Below are 17,796 nucleotides of genomic sequence, written 5' to 3' on the forward strand. Positions count from 1 at the left end.
CATGAAGCCCGAAGCGCATCTCACCGGCCTGTTCGTCCCCCTGGTGACCCCGTTCACCGACGACCTGCGTCTCGCCCCGGACGCGCTCGCCCGCCTCGCCGACGAGGCGTTGTCGGCCGGCGGCGCCCGGGGACTCGTCGCCCTGGGCACCACCGCGGAGGCGGCCACGCTGACCCCCGAGGAGAAGCGGACCGTGGTCCGTATCTGCGCGGACGCCTGCCGGGCCTACGGAGTTCCGCTGATCGTCGGCGTCGGCACGAACGACACCGCCGCCGCCGTCACGACCCTGCGGGAGCTCGCTCGGAGCGGTGACGTCGCCGCGGCGCTGGTTCCCGCGCCGCCCTACACCCGGCCCGGCGAGGCGGGAACGCTGGCGCACTTCACGGCGCTCGCCGCACACGGGGGTCTGCCGCTGGTCGTCTACGACATCCCGTACCGCACCGCTCAGCCCCTCGGCACCGGCGCGCTGCACGCGATCGGGCGACTCCCGCAGGTCGTCGGGGTCAAGTACGCGACCGGGGTGATCGACGCTGCCGCGATGGAACTGCTCGGGTCGTCGATCCCGGGCTTCGCGGTGCTCGGCGGCGATGACGCCGTCATCTCGCCGCTGCTCGCGGCGGGCGCCCACGGCGGCGTCCTCGCGTCGGCCAATGTCCGCACCGCTGATTACGCCGAGTTGATCTCGCTGTGGCAGCGCGACGCCACCGGGCCGGCCCGCAGGCTGGGAGCCGAGCTGGCCCGGCTGTCCGCCGCGCTCTTCGCCGAGCCGAACCCGACCGTGATCAAGGGGGTGCTGCACGCCCAGGGCCGTATCCCCAGCCCGGCCGTCCGGCTGCCGCTGCTGGCCGCCTCCGCCGATGTAGTCGGGCGAGCGGCAGAGCTGGCCGCTGCCGGGACCCGCCGTGCCCCTCAGGAGATTGCGGCCTGAGACGGCCCGTGACCCCGGGGGGACCCAGTATTCATGACTTGAACACGCAACCGGCCCCCAAGAGGCGGCACTTGGGATTCGGCCGATGTCGACGTGAAGTATTGACGGCACGGAGGGCGGGCGGTTGACTCACCGCACCGTGCCGGAACCGGTTCCGGTACCGGTTCCGACACCGATGTCAGCCCTGCCCGTCCCCCGCCGCGGAGGCTCCCCCGATGCGTGTCACCATCGCCGACGTCGCACGTGAGGCGGGTGTCAGCAAGACCACCGTCTCCCGGGTCCTGAACACCGGCGCCGAGGTGGACGCCGCGACCGCCGCCCGCGTTCGTGAAGTGATCGGTGTCCTGGGATACGTGCCCAGCTCCGGGGCGGTCGGACTGGCGCGCGGCAGCAGCCGGACCATCGGCATGCTGATCCCGTCGCTGACCTGGCCCTGGGTCGGCGAAGTCCTCCAGGGGGTCGCCGACACCGTCGAAGCCGCGGGCTACGGACTGCTGCTCTTCACCTGCAACCGGGGCGCAGACTCCGTCGCCCACTTCGCCGGGCAGGTCTCCGCCCGGGCGTTCGACGGGCTGCTGGTCGTCGAGCCGGAGAACACCCTCGACACGATCACCGCCATGCACCGCCGGGGGCTGCCGGTCGTCCTCGTCGACGACCGCGGCCACCACCCGGAGTTCCCCTCCGTCGCCACCACCAACCACGCCGGCGGCTCGTCCGCCGCCGCCCATCTGGCCGCCTCCGGCCGGACCCGTCCCCTGGTCATCACCGGACGCCGGGACTTCGGGTGCGTCCGGGACCGGCTGGCCGGATTCCTGGACGTCCTGCCCTCCGACCTGGTCGTCGAGGGCGAGTTCACCGAGGAGACCGGGCGGGCCGGTGTGGAGCGGGCCCTCGCCGGGGGCCGGGACTTCGACTGCGTCTTCGCGCACAACGACCTCATCGCCGCGGGCGCCCTGCGCGCCCTGCGGAAGGCAGGCCGGCGGGTCCCGGAGGACGTCGCGGTCGTGGGGTTCGACGACATCCCGATGGCCCGTCACACCGAGCCGCCGCTGACCACCGTCCGGCAGCCCATGCGGCGGATGGGCGAGACGGCCGCCGGGATGCTGCTCGCCGGACTCGCCGGAGGCACGCTCCCTGACGAACCCGTCGTCCTGCCCACCGAACTCGTCGTGCGCCGCTCCGCCCCGGCCCCTGACCACCCGGCTCGCACACCCTGACCGCGGCGCACCACCGGCCGAGGCCCTCGGCCGCCCGCCGCCCGTCCACCCGCCGACCCGTCCGTCAGTCAGTCCGTCCGTCCGCAGAAGGAGCCGCAATGCCACGATCCCGCTTCAGGAGCAGAACGAGTACGGCGCTGGTCGCGGCCACCGCCGTCCTCGGCGGTCTCCTCGCCGGCGCCCTGCCGAGCGCGGCCGCCGGCACCGGGGCGCGCGCCGAGGAGCCCGTACCGGTGGCCGTCGACCGGTTCGAGGGGGAGATCCCCTTCGCGAACCCGCCCGCTGAGGGCATCTTCACCTGGGGCAGCGATGCCGACGACCAGCCGACGCTGCGGATCGCGGAGCGGGCCGACGCCCCCGAGGGCGACAAGGTCCTGGAGGGCGACTACGACATCAGCGGCTGGGGCGGCCTCAGCCACGACTTCGCCTTCGACGCGCCGCCGCACGACTGGACGGCGTTCAAGGGCATCCGCTTCTGGTGGTACGGCCAGAACACGGCTCCGCTGCCGCCCGGTTCGGGCAAGCGCGTCCACTTCGAGCTCAAGGACGGCGGCGCGAACGGCGAGGCGTCCGAGCTGTGGACCACGTCGTTCACCGACGACTGGGAGGGCTGGCACCTCGTCGAGATCCCGTTCGCCGACTTCCAGTACCGCGCGGATTACCAGCCCGTCGGCGGAATCGACCAGATCCTCGGCCTGAACGCGATGTGGGGGTACGCCCTGACCCTGCCGCCCGGCTCCCCCGGCTCCTTCGCCCTCGACGGTGTGGAGGTGTACGGGAAGGCCGAACCGGCCCTGAACACCAAGGTCGTCACCGACGCCGCCGTGTACCCGGTCGCCGAGGGCGGCACCGCCCGGGTGAAGCTGACGGTCGCCACCACGGGCTCCGGACCGATCGACGAGCCCGTCACCGTCGCGTACACGACGGAGGGCGAGGGCGCGGGAGCCGAGGCGGGCCGGGACTTCACCCCGGTCGCCGGCAGCGTCACCTTCCCGGCCGGCACCCCCTCAGGCACCTCCCGGACGGTCGCCGTGGCGACCACGAAGGACGGTGCGGCCGAGGCCGCCGAGACGATCCCGCTCAGGCTGACCGTCACCGGAGCCAAGGCCCCGGCCGAGACGCCACTGGTCGTGGTGAACGCCCATGGTCTGCCGTACCTCGACAAGCGGCTGCCGGTGAAGAAGCGGGTCGCCGACCTGCTGGGGCGGATGACCCTCGCGGAGAAGGCCGGCCAGATGACGCAGGCCGAGCGCAACGCGCTGAAGTCGCAGGGCGACATCGCCTCCTACGACCTCGGTTCGCTGCTCTCCGGCGGCGGCTCCGTGCCCACGCCCAACACCCCCGAGGCCTGGGCGAAGATGGTCGACGCCTACCAGCTGCGCGCCCAGGCGACCCGCTTCCAGATCCCGCTGATCTACGGCGTCGACGCCGTGCACGGTCACAACAACGTCATCGGGTCGACGATCATGCCGCACAACATCGGCATCGGCGCCGGCCGTGACCCGCGGATCGCCGAGCGGACGGGCGCCGTCACCGCGAAGGAGGTGCGCGCCACCGGCATCCCCTGGGACTTCGCGCCCTGCCTCTGCGTGACCCGGGACGAGCGCTGGGGCCGGTCGTACGAGGCGTTCGGCGAGGACCCCGCCCTGGTGACGGCCATGGAGACCGTGATCAACGGCATGCAGGGGGCCCGGAACGGCACGGACCTCGACCGGAACGACAAGGTGCTCACCAGCGCCAAGCACTTCGTCGGTGACGGCGGCACCGCGTTCGGCTCCTCGACCACCGGCTCGTACACCATCGACCAGGGCGTCACCAAGGTCACCCGTGAGGAGCTGGAGGCGGTGCACCTCGCGCCGTTCGCCGAGGCGGTCGAGCGGGGCGCGGGCACGGTCATGCCGTCGTACTCCTCGCTGGACATCCTGGGCGACGACAGCGGCCCGGTGAAGATGCACGCCAACGCCGAGATGATCAACGGGGTGCTCAAGGACCGGATGGGCTTCGAGGGCTTCGTCATCAGCGACTGGCAGGCCATCGACCAGATCCCCGGTGACTACCCGAGCGACGTGCGCACGTCGGTCAACGCCGGGCTCGACATGATCATGGTGCCGACCAACTACCAGGACTTCACCCGGATCCTGCGGGAGGAGGTGACGGCCGGGCGGGTCAGCCAGGCCCGTGTCGACGACGCGGTCTCGCGGATCCTGACGCAGAAGTTCAGGCTCGGTCTCTTCGAGCAGCCGTACGCCGACACCACGCACCTCGGTGCGGTCGGCTCGCCCGAGCACCGTGCCGTGGCGCGGGAGGCGGTCGCCGCGTCCCAGGTGCTGCTCAAGAACGACGGGGCCGCGCTGCCGCTGAAGACGTCGCAGAAGGTGTATGTCGCCGGATCGAACGCCGACGACCTCGGCAATCAGGCCGGTGGCTGGACCATCAGCTGGCAGGGCTCGTCGGGCCGGACCACCACCGGCACCACGATCCTCGAAGGGATGAGGAAGGCCGCCCCCGGCGCCCGGATCTCGTACTCCAAGGACGCGTCGGAGCCGACCGACGGCTACGACATCGGTGTCGTCGTGGTCGGCGAGACGCCCTACGCCGAGGGCTTCGGGGACGTCGGAAACGGCCACGACCTCGAACTGTCCGCCGCCGACAAGGCCGCGGTCGACAAGGTCTGCGCCGCGATGACGTGCGCGGTCCTGGTCGTCTCCGGCCGGCCGCAGCTCATCGGCGACCGGCTGGGCGCGATCGACGCGCTGGTCGCGTCCTGGCTACCCGGCACGGAGGGCGGCGGCGTGGCCGACGTCCTGTACGGCAAGCAGCCGTTCACCGGTCAGCTCCCCGTCACCTGGCCGAAGTCCGAGGCCCAGATGCCGATCAACGTCGGTGACACCGCCTACGACCCGCAGTTCCCGTACGGGTGGGGGCTGACCACGCTCGGCAAGGCTCCGGCGGGCGGGGAGACCGCGCTGCGGGCCATCGGTGTCGCCGCCAAGGTGCTGCAGGCGACGGGCCTCGGGGGCTCGGCGCAGGGCAGGGAGCTGGTCGGCAGGGCGCGGCTGATCGTCCAGCAGAAGATCGGCCAGGACATCACGGAGGCGACGGCCAAGCCGTTCGCCGAGGCGGACCACCGGCTGCTCACCGGGGACCTGACGGGAGCCGTCGCCCGCCTGACCGCCGCCTACCGGGCCGCCTGAGCGGGCCGGAGGACGGGGAGCGGCACGGGAGGCGGGGGGTGCGGGGCCGGGCGACCGGCCTCGTACCCCCCGCGTGTGCGGCGCGTCGCTCCGCGCGGACGCCGCCGCTGACGGCCGGTCAGGGGAGGTGGGCGGCGATGGTCCGCGCGGAGTCCAGCGACTCGGCGCGGGTGGTGTCCACCTCCAGGTCGTAGCGCACGCCCCGGTGCACCACCTCCGACTGGAGGGCGGCCATGCCGACCGTCCGGTCGCCCCGGGCGAGCTCGCGGCCGGCGGCCACCTCGGCGTCGCAGCGGACGCCGACCCACAAGGCCGGCAGCCCGCCGAGCGCCCGCAGCCAGCGCTCCTGGGAAGCCGCCCCGCCGAGGAAGACGTCGTCGACGACGATCCGGGCACCGGCCCGCGCCATCGCGGCGATCCCCTCCCGCCAGGCCGCCTCCAGCGCCGCGAACTCCGGCCCGACGCTCACCTCGCCGCCAGGGGCGAAGGCGATTCCGTCGTCGGAGCTCCGGAGGGAGGCGGGCAGGGCGTCGACGAACGCGTCGACGCCGAAGGCCAGCCAGGGGTCCGGCAGGACGGCCTGGAGGCACCGGACGATGCCGGTCTTCCCCGTGCTGGAACCGCCGTTGAGAATGATCATCCGGGTCGTCACCGCGCCACTGTAGGGGCGTGGTGACGACCGGTCGAGCGGATTTCGCGCGCGTCCACCCACCACCGGCGGGCGGACCGCGCCCGGCCGTCCCCAGCCGGACGGGACGTTCGCAACAGGTCCCGGGGCCTGTCCGGCGGTCTCACCGCCGGACAAGGGCGTGGTGCCGTCCGGTGTGGCGAGCGGCCCGCCGTCAGCGGGCGGACTCCGCTCCCTTCCAGGGCCAGTCGGCGTTCCGGCCCGCTTCCAGCAGCGGGACCATGCGGAACGCCGCGTCGCTCAGGCCCGCGAAGGTGTGCCGGTTGCCGCTGCCCGAGGGGGCGTGGCCCACCCGGTAGCCGGCGAGGTTCCAGGTGTAGACGGGCACGTGGTCCGGGACCTGCCGGGTCGGGTCGCCGTACCTGCTGTACGCCGCCTGTTCGTCGGTGACGATCAGGACCCGGTCGTGGCCCCGGTAGTGCGCGCGGACGGCCGCGGTGGTGTCGGTGCCGCCCAGGCTGCCGAAGCGGCCGAGGACCTTCAGGAGCGACTCGCCCTCGCCGTACCGCACGCGGGCGCTGCCGGTTCCGAACTCCACCAGGTCCGCCTCGGCGGCCCGCAGGGCGACCGCCGCGCCGAAGAGGGCCGCCGCGTCGGCCCGGTTGAGCTGCGAGCGGTCCGAGAGCCGGTCCCACATGGAGGCCGAGCGGTCGACCAGGACCAGCGTCCGGCCGGGCAGCTCCGGCACGTTCGCCAGGGAGTGGCCGAGCGCCTTCTCCAGCGGGTGGGCCCAGCGCAGCGACGGCGCGTGCTGGTAGGCGGCGAGGTAGCGGAAGGGGAACTGACGCGAGGCCGCCACCACGGCCGGGTCGGAGATCCGCGCGGCGACCCGGGCCGCGACCTCGTCGCCGACTCCCGCCTGGTCGAAGTTGCGCAGGTTGCGGACGAGCGCCATGGCGCCCATCGACGGGATGACCGCCTCCCAGGCCGCGGCGTCCATCGGACCCTGCAGCCATCCCGCGAGGGCCTCCCAGGTCATCCCCGCGTCGGCGAGCCGGCGCGGTCCGTCGGGCGCCGTGACGACCGCGCGCCGTTCTTCGACGGGCAGCTCCATCAGCGCCCGGTGGGCGACGAGGGTGCTCGCGGAGGCCGGGGGCACGGCGGTCTCCGGGTGGTGCCGGCGGTCCAGCGCGTAGCGGAACAGCTCGCCCTGGCCCGGCTTGTCGGGGTCGGGCGAGGCGTGGACCAGGTTGAGGACGTCGCCGAAGCGGTAGCCCTTGGAGGCGGTGTCGTACTTCAGCAGCGTTCTGGCGGTGTAGAGCCGGCGCACGGCGTCGGCGATGCCGCGCTTGACGGGCTTGGGGACGGCGCGTCCGTACGTGGAGGTCCAGTAGCCGAGCAGTTCGCCGGGCTCGTCGGCGCGCAGCAGGACGGATGCGACGACCTGCCGGTTGGCGGGGCCGTCCTCGGCGCCCGCGTCGAGGCGTGCCTTGACGTACTCGGCCGCGCCGACGAGGGACGCGGTCCGCATGTTGCCGTCGCGCCGCAGCCAGGCGAGCAGCCCCGCGGTCCACTCCGGGTCGTCGACGGCCAGCGCGCGGACGAGCGCGCCGAAGCGGTCGTCACGGCGCGCGCCGGTCTCGTAGAAGGTCGACTGCGACACGAAGTTGGCGACCGCGAGCACGAACAGCTCGGACCGGGCGTCCCGGAGGACGCTCGCCCCGCCCTCGTGGGTGCGGGCCGGAACGGCGGTGGAGACGACGGGCGAGACGATGCGCGTCCTGGTGGCGCGGGTGTTGAAACGAGCCATGGCGAATTCCCCCGAATTCGAACGGGCCCGGGGACACAGCGGCGGGAGTGAGCGAGGGTGCCCGAGATCAGGAGTCGGCAACGGTCCATATAACTGCTGCTCTACCGATTGAGCTACACGCCCGGAGGCGCGGCGGGACTTGAACCCGCAACCGGCGGTTCCCCATGAAGTATCCGTTGCCTGCGCACCGGGCACCCTCGTCGACTGCTGTGCCTCCCGAGATCAGAAGTGGCTGCGGCCTGAGTTCATGGAATGAAGGAGCCGCCGCCTGCGCACCGGGAGGTGCGTGCTGTCGTGATGTCGTGGCGTCCGGGGTGCCGCTGGGTGTCGCACCCGGACGTGGATCACTGTAGGAGGGCGCCGCACCGCCGCGCCAAGGGTTTTCGCGCAGGCGGGCCGGGCGGGCGGGGGCGGAGGCCGGGGCCCTTGCCGATGACGGGGACGGGGACGGGGACGTACCAAACGCTTGCTATGTACGATGGCGGCATGCCCCCTGCTCGTGGAGACCATGACGCCCGTCGACGCGATGTCTCCGAGGCCGTCTGGCGCGTCCTCGCCGACCGGGGCTTCGGCGGGCTGACCCTGCGGGCGGTGGCCGGCGAGATGGGCGCGACGACCGGGCTGCTCACCCACTACTTCCCGAGCAAGCGGGCCCTGCTCCGGACCGCCCTGGAGGTGCTCGCCGAGCGGTCCGAGCGGCGGCCGCGCCGCACGGCCTCGGGCCAGGGCCTCGCCGCCCTGCGCGCGGCGCTGCTCGACATCCTGCCGCTCACTCCTGAGGCGGCCGCCGCCAACCGGACCTGGGTGGCCTCATGGGACATCGCGCTCGCCGATCCCGAACTCGCCGACGAGCACGCGGAGCGCTACCGCCGTTCCCGGACCCGGCTCACCGGGCACGTCACGGACGCCCAGCGGCTCGGTGAACTCCCCACTGGGTCCTCGGCAGAGGATCTGGCGGCGGCCGCGCAGAGTTTCGCCCTCGGCCTGGTCGTCCAGGCGCTCTTCGCGCCGGCGGAGCTGCCCCCGGAGCGGCAGGTCCGGCTGCTGGACGACTGGCTGGCGGGCGTTCGCGTATCCGCGGAGACCGCCGGGCCGCCTCCGCCCTGAAGGGGTGCCGGAAGCGGCCGCCGGGACAGCCGCCCGCGCTTTCCGCCGGCGACGACGGCGGCCTCGCGCGCGGGCCGCCGCCTTCAGGTCGCGGGTCCGGGGGCCGGCACGGGCCCGGGCAGCGGGCCGGGCCTCGGGTGCGGGTCGGGGCGCGGGGCCGGCGGCGGCTCGGGATCGGGCTCGGGCCGGGGCGGCGTCGGAGGCACCGGGTCGGGCCCGCCGGGGCCGGGCACCGGTCCGGGGACAGGACCGGCTCGGGTCCTGGGCCCGGCCCCGGCGAGGGCGTGGGGCTCGGAGGTACGGGATCGGTGGGAGGAGTACCCATGACACCACCTGGTCGTCGTGGTCGGTCGACCCTCGTCCTGTACGGGGTCGAGGTGATGAGCGTCGCCTACCCGACGCTTCTCCGCCGACACCCGGCGAGGGGCCGGACGGGTGGACGGCCGCCGCCCCGGACACCCCCTCGGGGTGCCCTCCCGGCATCGTCTTCGGCGCGCGGACGCGGGCCGGGAGAGGTGAGATGGGAGTACCGGGGGCTCACGGGCGGCCGATCCGGTTCCGCCGGCCCTCCGGGGTGAGGAGGCCGATCCTGATGTCCAGCACTGTGAGGGACATGATCGCCACGTACCCGGCCGACCTGGGCGGCATCGACCAGGCCAAGCTCACCCGCTGCATCGAGGAGTGCGTCGCCTGCGCCCAGGCGTGTACCGCCTGCGCGGACGCCTGTCTCTCCGAGGGCATGGTGGGCGACCTGACGAAGTGCATCCGTACGGACATGGACTGCGCCGACATCTGCACGGCGACGGCCTCCGTCCTCTCCCGTCACACGGGGTACGACGCTCACATCACCGCCGCGATCCTCCAGGCGTGCGCCGTGGCCTGCAAGGCCTGCGGCGACGAATGCGCGTCCCACGCCGACCTCCACGAGCACTGCCGCGTGTGCGCCGAGGCGTGCCGCTCGTGCGAACAGGCCTGCGCGGACCTCATGGCTTCCCTGGGCTAGAAGCCCGGGCCGGGAGCCCTCGCGGGAGGGTTCCCGGCCGGAGGAAAGGCACGGCCGACGGGCGTGCCCGGGTGGGGGCGCGCGCCGCCCGGCGGGCTTCGGGACGCGTTACGCGGCCTCGTACTGGTGCGGGTGGCCGCCACGCCATTCGACCTGCCGGTCGTCGCCGACGAGGGACTCCGGGTCCTCGATGCCGGCGCCGCGGGCGAGCTCGATGAGATCCCAGTCGTCATAGGCGATACCGAGGATGGTGCCGTGCGTCGTCACTCGCCGTCCGCCCGTCGGGGAGAGCCTGTGCACCGTGATCAGGGCTTTCATGGTGAGCTGGTGCCCCCGCGCGACGCCGCTATGCACTCCGGGACGATCTTGATTCGGCGCGGGGATGCGGCGGCGCCGGGGAGGGAAGACGGGGGCACGGGACTGGAGGGATGGATTCCGGGTACCCGCGCCCCGTGACACCGGATCACGAGGAAGAGCGCAAACAGAGCGACCCCTCCGGAGACTCCATGGACGAGGTGGCGAGCCGCCTGCTCCGGGAGATGGGAGAGGCCGCGGTACGCCTGCGCCGTGGAGCCGCCCGGTTCGGGCAGGAGCCGCCGCCGGACGACCACGACGACAACCGCGCACGGTAGCTCCGCCCCGCGGGGGCGGCGCCACGCGGGAAGGAGCGGATGATGCCCCACGACGAAGCCGACCGGACCGACGGCGACCCGGCGTCGCCTGACATCGAGGGGCGCGGCGACGACGTGTACCAGCCGACCCACTCCGACGTCGGCAACCGTCCCACCGACGACCTCGATCTGCAGAACGCCATCGGAGCCGAGGAACTCGACGTCACCCTCGACCAGGGCTACGCCCCGCCCGACCGGCCGCACGCCGTCACCCGTCACGGCACGACCGGCCGCGAGCAGAGCGAGGGCGAGTCGCTGGACGCGCGTCTGGCCCAGGAACTGCCCGACACCCAGCCCCCGGCGGGTGACGGGATCGGCGATCTCCCGGGCGGCGAGGGCGAGCCCGTGGACCGGGAGTCCGGCGCCACGCGCGCGGGTCGCCTGGTGCCGGTGGTCGAGCCGGCACCCGGCCGGAGCGTCGGCGTACTGGCCCGGGATGTCGGCATCGACGGCGGAGCCGCCGCGGCCGAGGAGGCCGCGATGCACGTGGACACCGGTATCGAGGCCGAGGACGGCGAGGCGTAGGCCCAGCACGGTACGGCGGGAAGGGCCGGGTGGGCCCTTCCCGCCGTATCGCCGTGCCGGTCCGGCGACGGCTCCGCGACCGGGGCTCGGGCCGTCCGTCGTCAACGCTTCTTTCCGGACGGCGACTTGCGGAAGGCCAGCAGCTCCTGGACCTTCGCCTTCACTCCCTGCTTGACGACCGCGGCCCGGTCGCTGTCCCCCTGGAGAACGGCCTGGGTGGCCGCCTCGATCTGGTCGGGCGAGGCGTGGGGCGGGATGGGCGGTACGGCGGGGTCGGTGAGGAAGTCGAGGACGCAGGGCCGGTCCTGGGCCAGCGCCCACTCCCACGCGCCCCGCACGTCATCGGGCTTCTCCACGCGCCGGCCGCCCAGCCCGATGGACCGGGCGAAGTCGGCGTACGGCACGTCGGGCAGCGCCTGGGAGGGCAGGAACTGCGGTGCGCCGCTCATCGCCCGCATCTCCCAGGTGACCTGGTTGAGGTCGCGGTTGTTGAGGACGGCGACGACCAGTCGCGGATCGTCCCACTCCTGCCAGTACTTGGCGGCGCTGACGAGTTCGGCCATGCCGTTCATCTGCATGGCGCCGTCTCCGACGATCGCCACGACGGGCCGGCCGGGGTGGGCGAACTTGGCACCGAGCGCGTACGGCACGGCACACCCCATGGTGGCGAGCGTGCCCGACAGCGAGCCCCGCATCGTGCCGCGGAACGTCAGGTGGCGGGCGTACCAGTTGGCCGAGGAGCCGGAGTCCGCGGTCACGATGACGTCGTCGGGGAGCAGCGGGTCGAGGGCGTGGACGACGTACTCCGGGTTGACGGGGTCGGCCTCCACGGCGGCCCGGCGCTCCATGACCTCCGCCCAGTGGGCGATGTTCTTCTCGGTCTTCTCGCGCCACTTCCGGCTCTTCTTGCGGTGGAGCAGCGGCAGGAGCCGGGTCAGGGTGGCCTTGGCGTCGCCCACCAGATTGACCTCGAACGGATAGCGCAGTCCGATCATGAACGGATCGATGTCGATCTGTACCGACCGCGCCTGATCGAACTCCGGCAGGAACTGGGTGTACGGGAAGCTGGAGCCGATCACCAGGAGGGTGTCGCAGTCCCGCATCAGTTCATAGCTGGGCCTGGTCCCGAGGAGGCCGATCGCCCCGGTGACGTACGGGAGGTCGTCGGGCAGCGCGTCTTTGCCGAGCAGGGCCTTGGCCACTCCGGCGCCGAGCGTCTCGGCCACCATCTCGACCTCCGGCCGCGCCCCGCGCGCTCCCTGGCCGATGAGCACGGCGACCCGTTCCCCCGCGTTCAGGATCTCGGCCGCGCGGGCCAGGTCCTCGTCGCCGGGCAGCGGGGCGTAGGAGGCGCCCCCGAGGCTGGAGGGCACCATCTTGAAGGCGTGCTCGGGCGGGGAGTAGTCGAGTTCCTGCACGTCGGCGGGGATGATGACGGCGGTGACGGTCCGCTTGGCGGTGGCCGTCCGCATCGCGCGGTCGATGACGTTCGGCAGCTGCTCCGGCACGGTGACCGTCTCGCAGTAGTCCGCGGCGACGTCCTTGAAGAGGCTGTGGAGGTCGACCTCCTGCATATAGGAGCCGCCCATGGCGCTGCGGTTGGTCTGCCCCACGATCGCCACCACCGGGACGTGGTCGAGCTTGGCGTCGTAGAGGCCGTTGAGCAGATGGATGGCGCCGGGCCCCGAGGTCGCCACGCAGACGCCGGTGCGGCCGGAGAACTTGGCGTAGCCCACCGCCTGGAGCGCGGCCGTCTCCTCGTGCCGGGCCTGGACGAACCTGGGGTGGTCGTCGGCTCGGCCCCAGGCGGCGAGCAGGCCGTTGATGCCGTCGCCCGCGTAGCCGAAGACCTGTTCCACGTCCCAGGCGCGCAGCCGTCGCAGCACGTAGTCGGACACCTTCATCGACACGGAAATCCTCTCCCTCACTCGGTGGGTCCCCCTCCCCCTTCGTCTCCTGCTCCGAGTTCCGCTTCGGACTCCCCCACGGCCCGGGCCGCTCGCCCCGCTCCCGGGTTCCGGTGTGCCCTCAGCGGCGGAGGGCCGCGAGGCGTCGGCGGGCCGGAGCGAGGGAGCGGCCGCGGCGCGGGGCGTCCCGCCAGGGGTCCTCCGCGAGCAGCTCCTCGATGTCGGCCAGCCGGCGGTGGTCCGCGGTGAGTTCCGCGGATTCGACGTCGTCCCAGGTGACGGGGGCGGCGACGGGGGCGCCGGGGCGGGCGCGTACGGCATAGGGCGCCACGGCGGTCTGGGCGTACGCGTTGCGCTGGATGTCGAGGTACAACCGGTCTCCGCGTGCCTTCTTCCGGGCCTCCGTGGTGAGGGTGTCGGGGTGTCGGGCCGCGAGGAGTCCGGTGAGGTCGCGGGCGAACGCGCGGACGTCGTCGAAGGGGGCGCGGCGGTCCAGCGGGACGATGACGTGCAGACCGCGCGAGCCCGTCGTCATGACGGAGGACGGCAGGTCGACCTCCTCCAGGAGGGTGTGCAGCTGCCGGGCCGCTTCCCGCACGAGGGCGAAGTCGTCGCCGGAGGGGTCGAGGTCGAAGACCAGCCGGTCGGGGTGGTCCGGCCGGTCGGCCTTGGACAGGAAGCGGTGCGGGGTGATGCACGCCTGCCCGGCGAGATAGACCAGGGTGGCGGTGTCGTCGCAGAGCACATAGGCGACCGAGCCGTCGGACTTGGGCAGCTCGGCGTGGTGCACCCAGTCGGGGAAGTGGTCGGGCAGATCCTTCTGCATGAACGCCCCGCCGTCGATCCCGTCGGGGTGACGCTCCAGCATCAGCGGCCGCCCGCGCAGATGCGGCAGCATCCTCGGGGCGATCCGGCGGTAGTAGGCGACGAGGTCGGCCTTGGTGAGGCCGTCGTCGGGGAACAGCGGCTTCTCGGGACGGCTGTACTCGACGGCGTGCCCGCCGATCCGGATGCTCTTCTTCGCGCCGGTCATCGCCCTCCTCCGTCGGTGCGGTGCAAGGTCGTCGTCCCGCCCGGTCCGCCCGGTCCGCCCGGTCCGCCCGGTCCGCCCGCCGTCAGCGCGCCGGGGTCGCCCGGATGACGACCAGTTCCTCGGTGCGCAGACCGGTGGCGACCAGGCCCCGGTCCTCGAACCACCGGGCCCGCGCCGACATCACCGGACCGAAGGGCTGCGCGCGGCTGCGGACGACGTCGGCGCCCAGGCCGGCGCGGCGCAGCGCGTCCAGCGTCGCCGTGACGCCCGAGAGCGAGGACTGGACGAGCAGCAGGACCCCGGTCGGGGACAGGAGCACGGGGGCCTGCCGGCAGATGCGGTCGAGGAGCAGGCGCCCGTCGTGGCCCGCGTCCCAGGCGCGGTCCAGGCCGCGCGTGGGCACCTCGGGGTTCTCGGCCGGTACGTACGGCGGGTTGGCGGTGACCAGGTCGAACCGCTCCCCCGCCACCGGCTCGCCCAGGTCTCCCCGGCGCAGCCGGATCCGGCAGCCGTGCAGTCGTGCGTTGACCCAGGCCGTCGCGACGGCCTTGTGCGAGACGTCGACGGCGGTGGCGGCGGTACCGCGGCGGGCGGCGGCGATGGCGAGGACGCCGGTGCCGGTGCACAGGTCCAGCGAACGGGTGCCCGACGGCACCTCCTCGCCGGCCAGGCCCTCCAGCAGCAGTTCCGTGTCTCCCTGGGGGGCGTACACGCCCGGAGGCTTGATCATGCGCATGAACCGCAAGTGCCCGCACGGCGGGTTTCCACTCCTGACGGATCGGCGACGATTTCTCCCCTGGTGAAGGGGTAGCCGCGCCGCAACGCGACACCACGCGGAGGAGGCGACCGAGGATGACCCGTGCAGCCCTGTTCGACGTCGACGGCACCCTGACCGACACCAACCATCTGCACGTCACGGCATGGTGGGAGGCGTTCCGCCAAGCGGGCCACGACGTCCCCATGCACGCCATCCACCGGTCCATCGGGCTCGGCGGCGAGGACCTCATCGCCCGGCTGCTGGGCGACGACCGCGACACGGCGGAGGATTCTGCCATCAGCGCCGCGCACAAGACGCTGTACGCCACCTACTTCGACCGGCTGCCGGCCATGGACTCCGCGGGGACGCTGCTGCGGACGGTGGCCGCGCAGGGCTGGACGGTCGTCCTGGTCACCTCGGCGAGCGGACGCGAGCTGGAGGCGCTGCGCCGGGCCGTCGACGCGGACGACGTGATCGCGCGGACGGCGAGCTCCGACGACGTCGAGGACGGCAAGCCGGCGCCCGAGCCCGTACGCCACGCCCTGGACCTGGTCGGCGGAGAGCCGGAGCGGGCCGTCCTGGTCGGGGACACCGTGTGGGACATGAAGGCGGGGACCCGCGCGGGGGTCTCCTGCGTCGGGCTGCTGTGCGGCGGCATCCCGGCCGACGATCTGCGGGCCGCCGGGGCCGGCGCCGTGTACGCAAACCCCGCGGAGCTGCTCGCCCGGCTGGCGGAGAGCCCGCTGGCACCGGAGTGAACCCCGCCCCGGGCGCCCGCGCCCCGGCCCGCCCGGCACGCATTCTCCGGGCGTTTCCGGGCAAGCGCGCCGCATGAACGAACTCTCCGCTCCCCATGGCTCCCACTGGATGCGGACGGCGGCGATCCCCGCGTATCCGCCGCTGACCGCCGACACCGAGGCCGATGTGGCGGTGATCGGGGCGGGCGTCGCCGGGCTCAGCGTGGCCTGGGAGCTCAGCCGCGCGGGCCTGTCCGTGGTCGTCCTGGAGGCGCACCGGATCGCGGCCGGCGTCACCGGTCACACCACCGGCAAGCTGTCCGCCCTGCACACCCTCGTCTATGCCGAGCTGCGCGCGTCGCGAGGCGCGGAGGCGGCCCGCGCGTACGCCGGCTCCCAGATGGCCGCCCTGCGCCACGTGGGCGACGTGGCCGCCGAGCTGGGGATCGACTGCGAGCTGGAGGAGCGGCCGGCCCTGACCTACTGCGAGGACCCGGACGGCGTCGAGGAGCTGCGTGCCGAGGCCGAGGCCGCCCGGGAGGCGGGCCTCGACGCCTCCTTCACGACCGAGACGGGTCTGCCGTACCCCGTCGCGGGCGCGGTGCGCGTCGAGGGTCAGGCCCAGTTCCACGTACGGAAGTACCTCCGGGGGCTGGCCGACGACCTGACGGCGCGCGGCGGACGGATCCACGAGGAGACCCGCGTCGTGGGCCTGCACCGGGGCGAGCCCTGCCGGCTGACGACGGAGTCCGGTGCCACGGTCACCGCGCGGGACGTGGTCGTCGCCACCCACCACCCGGTCTTCGACCGGGGGATGCTCACCACCCGTCTCACCCAGCACCGGGACCTGGTGGTGGCGGGGCCGCTTCCCGCGGACCAGGATCCCGCCGGCATGTACATCACCCGCGAACAGGGGAAACGTTCCGTACGCACGGCCCCGTACGGCGACGGCAGGCTCCTGATCGTGACCGGTGAGGCCTTCACGCCGGGCACCGAACCGGACACCGAGGAGCGCTACCGCCGGCTGGAGGGGTGGACGCGCGAGCGGTTCCCCGGCGTGGAGATCAGTCACCGCTGGGCGGCCCAGGACAACGCCGCGACCGACACCGTGCCGCTCATCGGCCCGCTGCACCACGGCGACGGCCATGTGTACGTGGTGACGGGCTTCGGCGGCTGGGGCATGGCCGGCGGCGTGCTCGCCGGCCTGCTGCTCGGCTCGCTGCTGGGGGACGCCCCGGCGGAGCCGGAGTGGGTCGAGCTCTACGACCCGCGCCGGCCCGCCACCGTGGCGCGCTCGGCGCCCTCCGTGCTCAAGGCCCAGTGGGACGCGGGCAAGCACTTCGTCAAGGACCGCCTGGACACGCTCGGCTCCGGTGCGGGGCGCACGGTGGCCGACGTGGCTCCCGGCTCGGGCGAGGTGCTGCGGCTCGGAGGCCACCCGTGCGCGGTGTTCCGGGAGGACGGCGGGACCGTTCACGCCGTGTCGGCGGTTTGTACGCACCTGGGGTGCCTGGTGGCCTTCAACGACGCCGAACGGACCTGGGAGTGTCCCTGCCACGGCTCCCGTTTCGACGTCGACGGAGAGGTCCTGCAAGGACCGGCCCTGAAGCCCTTGGAACGGCGGGATCCGGAGGAGTGACCGGGCGGCCGGGAGACCCGCGCGGCGGGACGGCGTATGGCCCCGCGGGGTTGAACCCCTCATCCACGGGAAAGCGCATTTTGCCCGGGTTTGCCAGGCTGTGAGTGCGGTCCTGGCACCCGGCGCACCGCCGTTTTCCGTGTGAGTCGAGGAGGAGTTTCCGTGAGCATGGTGAAGGAGTCCATCGAGGTGGATGTGCCGGTACGGCACGTGTACAACCAGTGGACCCAGTTCGAGGAGTTCCCGAGCTTCATGGAGGGGGTCGAGGACGTCCGGCAGGTGGACGACCGGCTGTGTCACTGGAAGACGAAGGTGGCGGGGGTGCGGCGGGAGTTCGACACGGAGATCGTGGACCAGTTGCCGGACGAGCGGATCTCGTGGCGGACGGTGGGCGGTGACAGCCGGCAGAAGGGTGTGGTGACCTTCCAGCGGCTGGACGATGCGCACACCCGGGTGAGTCTGGCCATGGACTTCGAGCCGGAAGGCGTGGCGGAGAAGGCCGGTGACGCCATGGGCGTCCTCGACCGGCGGGTCAAGGGCGATCTGAAGCGGTTCAAGGGCTTCATCGAGGAGCGGGGCCGGGAGACCGGTGGCTGGCGTGGGCGCATCGCCCCCGGCCAGACCGCCACCGGCACGGGCA

General features: G+C 73.3%; 15 protein-coding genes and 1 pseudogene. 10 read left to right on the plus strand and 6 right to left on the minus strand.

The features are described from left to right. Nucleotide 1 precedes the first annotated feature (1 nt). The 3 genes from ACZ6RC_RS22430 (at nucleotide 2) to ACZ6RC_RS22440 (ending at nucleotide 5,339) form a co-directional block, all read left to right on the plus strand. Nucleotides 2–928, plus strand: a complete 927-nt coding sequence (locus tag ACZ6RC_RS22430; RefSeq protein WP_469585996.1) for a 4-hydroxy-tetrahydrodipicolinate synthase family protein — start codon at nucleotides 2–4, stop codon at nucleotides 926–928. Between the two features lie 215 nt (nucleotides 929–1,143). Beyond that, nucleotides 1,144–2,145, plus strand: a complete 1,002-nt coding sequence (locus ACZ6RC_RS22435) for a LacI family DNA-binding transcriptional regulator (protein WP_469585999.1) — start codon at nucleotides 1,144–1,146, stop codon at nucleotides 2,143–2,145. A 98-nt stretch (nucleotides 2,146–2,243) separates the two neighbouring features. Beyond that, entirely contained in the window at nucleotides 2,244–5,339 is a 3,096-nt protein-coding gene (locus ACZ6RC_RS22440; RefSeq protein WP_469586002.1) for a glycoside hydrolase family 3 N-terminal domain-containing protein, read from the plus strand. Nucleotides 5,340–5,457: 118 nt separating this feature from the next. Here ACZ6RC_RS22440 and cpt read toward each other — a convergent pair whose 3' ends face one another. Next, a complete protein-coding gene (gene cpt, locus ACZ6RC_RS22445) occupies nucleotides 5,458–5,979 on the minus strand; it encodes a chloramphenicol phosphotransferase CPT (RefSeq protein WP_391135844.1) in 522 nt (173 codons plus the stop codon). 202 nt (nucleotides 5,980–6,181) lie between these two features. Continuing rightward, entirely contained in the window at nucleotides 6,182–7,777 is a 1,596-nt protein-coding gene (locus ACZ6RC_RS22450; protein ID WP_469586006.1) for a TROVE domain-containing protein, read from the minus strand. Between the two features lie 486 nt (nucleotides 7,778–8,263). Here ACZ6RC_RS22450 and ACZ6RC_RS22455 point away from each other — a divergent pair, with 486 nt between their 5' ends. Next, nucleotides 8,264–8,884, plus strand: a complete 621-nt coding sequence (locus ACZ6RC_RS22455) for a TetR/AcrR family transcriptional regulator (protein ID WP_469586009.1) — start codon at nucleotides 8,264–8,266, stop codon at nucleotides 8,882–8,884. A 592-nt stretch (nucleotides 8,885–9,476) separates the two neighbouring features. Continuing rightward, nucleotides 9,477–9,887, plus strand: coding sequence for a four-helix bundle copper-binding protein (locus ACZ6RC_RS22460; protein WP_391133177.1), 411 nt, complete (start codon nucleotides 9,477–9,479; stop codon nucleotides 9,885–9,887). Between the two features lie 108 nt (nucleotides 9,888–9,995). Here the strand turns inward: ACZ6RC_RS22460 and ACZ6RC_RS22465 are convergent, their stop codons facing one another. Continuing rightward, the gene (locus ACZ6RC_RS22465; RefSeq protein ID WP_391133180.1) at nucleotides 9,996–10,205 is read right to left on the minus strand and encodes a hypothetical protein; all 210 of its coding nucleotides are present in this window, start codon (nucleotides 10,203–10,205) and stop codon (nucleotides 9,996–9,998) included. A 134-nt stretch (nucleotides 10,206–10,339) separates the two neighbouring features. Here ACZ6RC_RS22465 and ACZ6RC_RS22470 point away from each other — a divergent pair, with 134 nt between their 5' ends. Beyond that, nucleotides 10,340–10,519, plus strand: coding sequence for a hypothetical protein (locus ACZ6RC_RS22470; protein ID WP_391133183.1), 180 nt, complete (start codon nucleotides 10,340–10,342; stop codon nucleotides 10,517–10,519). Between the two features lie 42 nt (nucleotides 10,520–10,561). Further along, nucleotides 10,562–11,083, plus strand: coding sequence for a DUF5709 domain-containing protein (locus ACZ6RC_RS22475; protein ID WP_391133185.1), 522 nt, complete (start codon nucleotides 10,562–10,564; stop codon nucleotides 11,081–11,083). 101 nt (nucleotides 11,084–11,184) lie between these two features. Here ACZ6RC_RS22475 and ACZ6RC_RS22480 read toward each other — a convergent pair whose 3' ends face one another. The 3 genes from ACZ6RC_RS22480 to ACZ6RC_RS22490 form a co-directional block, all read right to left on the minus strand. Further along, nucleotides 11,185–12,987, minus strand: coding sequence for a thiamine pyrophosphate-requiring protein (locus ACZ6RC_RS22480; RefSeq protein ID WP_469586740.1), 1,803 nt, complete (start codon nucleotides 12,985–12,987; stop codon nucleotides 11,185–11,187). A 124-nt stretch (nucleotides 12,988–13,111) separates the two neighbouring features. Then, on the minus strand, nucleotides 13,112–14,023 hold the full coding sequence (gene ligD / locus ACZ6RC_RS22485; RefSeq protein ID WP_469586014.1) for a non-homologous end-joining DNA ligase: 912 nt from the start codon (nucleotides 14,021–14,023) through the stop codon (nucleotides 13,112–13,114). A gap of 82 nt (nucleotides 14,024–14,105) precedes the next feature. Then, entirely contained in the window at nucleotides 14,106–14,753 is a 648-nt protein-coding gene (locus ACZ6RC_RS22490) for a HemK2/MTQ2 family protein methyltransferase (RefSeq protein WP_453617754.1), read from the minus strand. Nucleotides 14,754–14,875: 122 nt separating this feature from the next. Between ACZ6RC_RS22490 and ACZ6RC_RS22495 the strand changes: the two genes are divergently transcribed. The 3 genes and pseudogenes from ACZ6RC_RS22495 to ACZ6RC_RS22505 form a co-directional block, all read left to right on the plus strand. Then, the gene (locus ACZ6RC_RS22495; RefSeq protein WP_469586018.1) at nucleotides 14,876–15,538 is read left to right on the plus strand and encodes an HAD family hydrolase; all 663 of its coding nucleotides are present in this window, start codon (nucleotides 14,876–14,878) and stop codon (nucleotides 15,536–15,538) included. Nucleotides 15,539–15,611: 73 nt separating this feature from the next. Then, nucleotides 15,612–17,156: an FAD-dependent oxidoreductase gene (locus tag ACZ6RC_RS22500; protein ID WP_469586021.1), complete on the plus strand. Its 1,545-nt coding sequence runs from the start codon at nucleotides 15,612–15,614 to the stop codon at nucleotides 17,154–17,156. Nucleotides 17,157–17,318: 162 nt separating this feature from the next. Then, a pseudogene (locus ACZ6RC_RS22505) lies at nucleotides 17,319–17,786 on the plus strand (SRPBCC family protein); the annotation flags it as partial. Between the last annotated feature and the right edge of the window lie 10 nt (nucleotides 17,787–17,796).

The sequence above is a fragment of the Streptomyces sp. NPDC048353 genome (genome assembly GCF_055587165.1).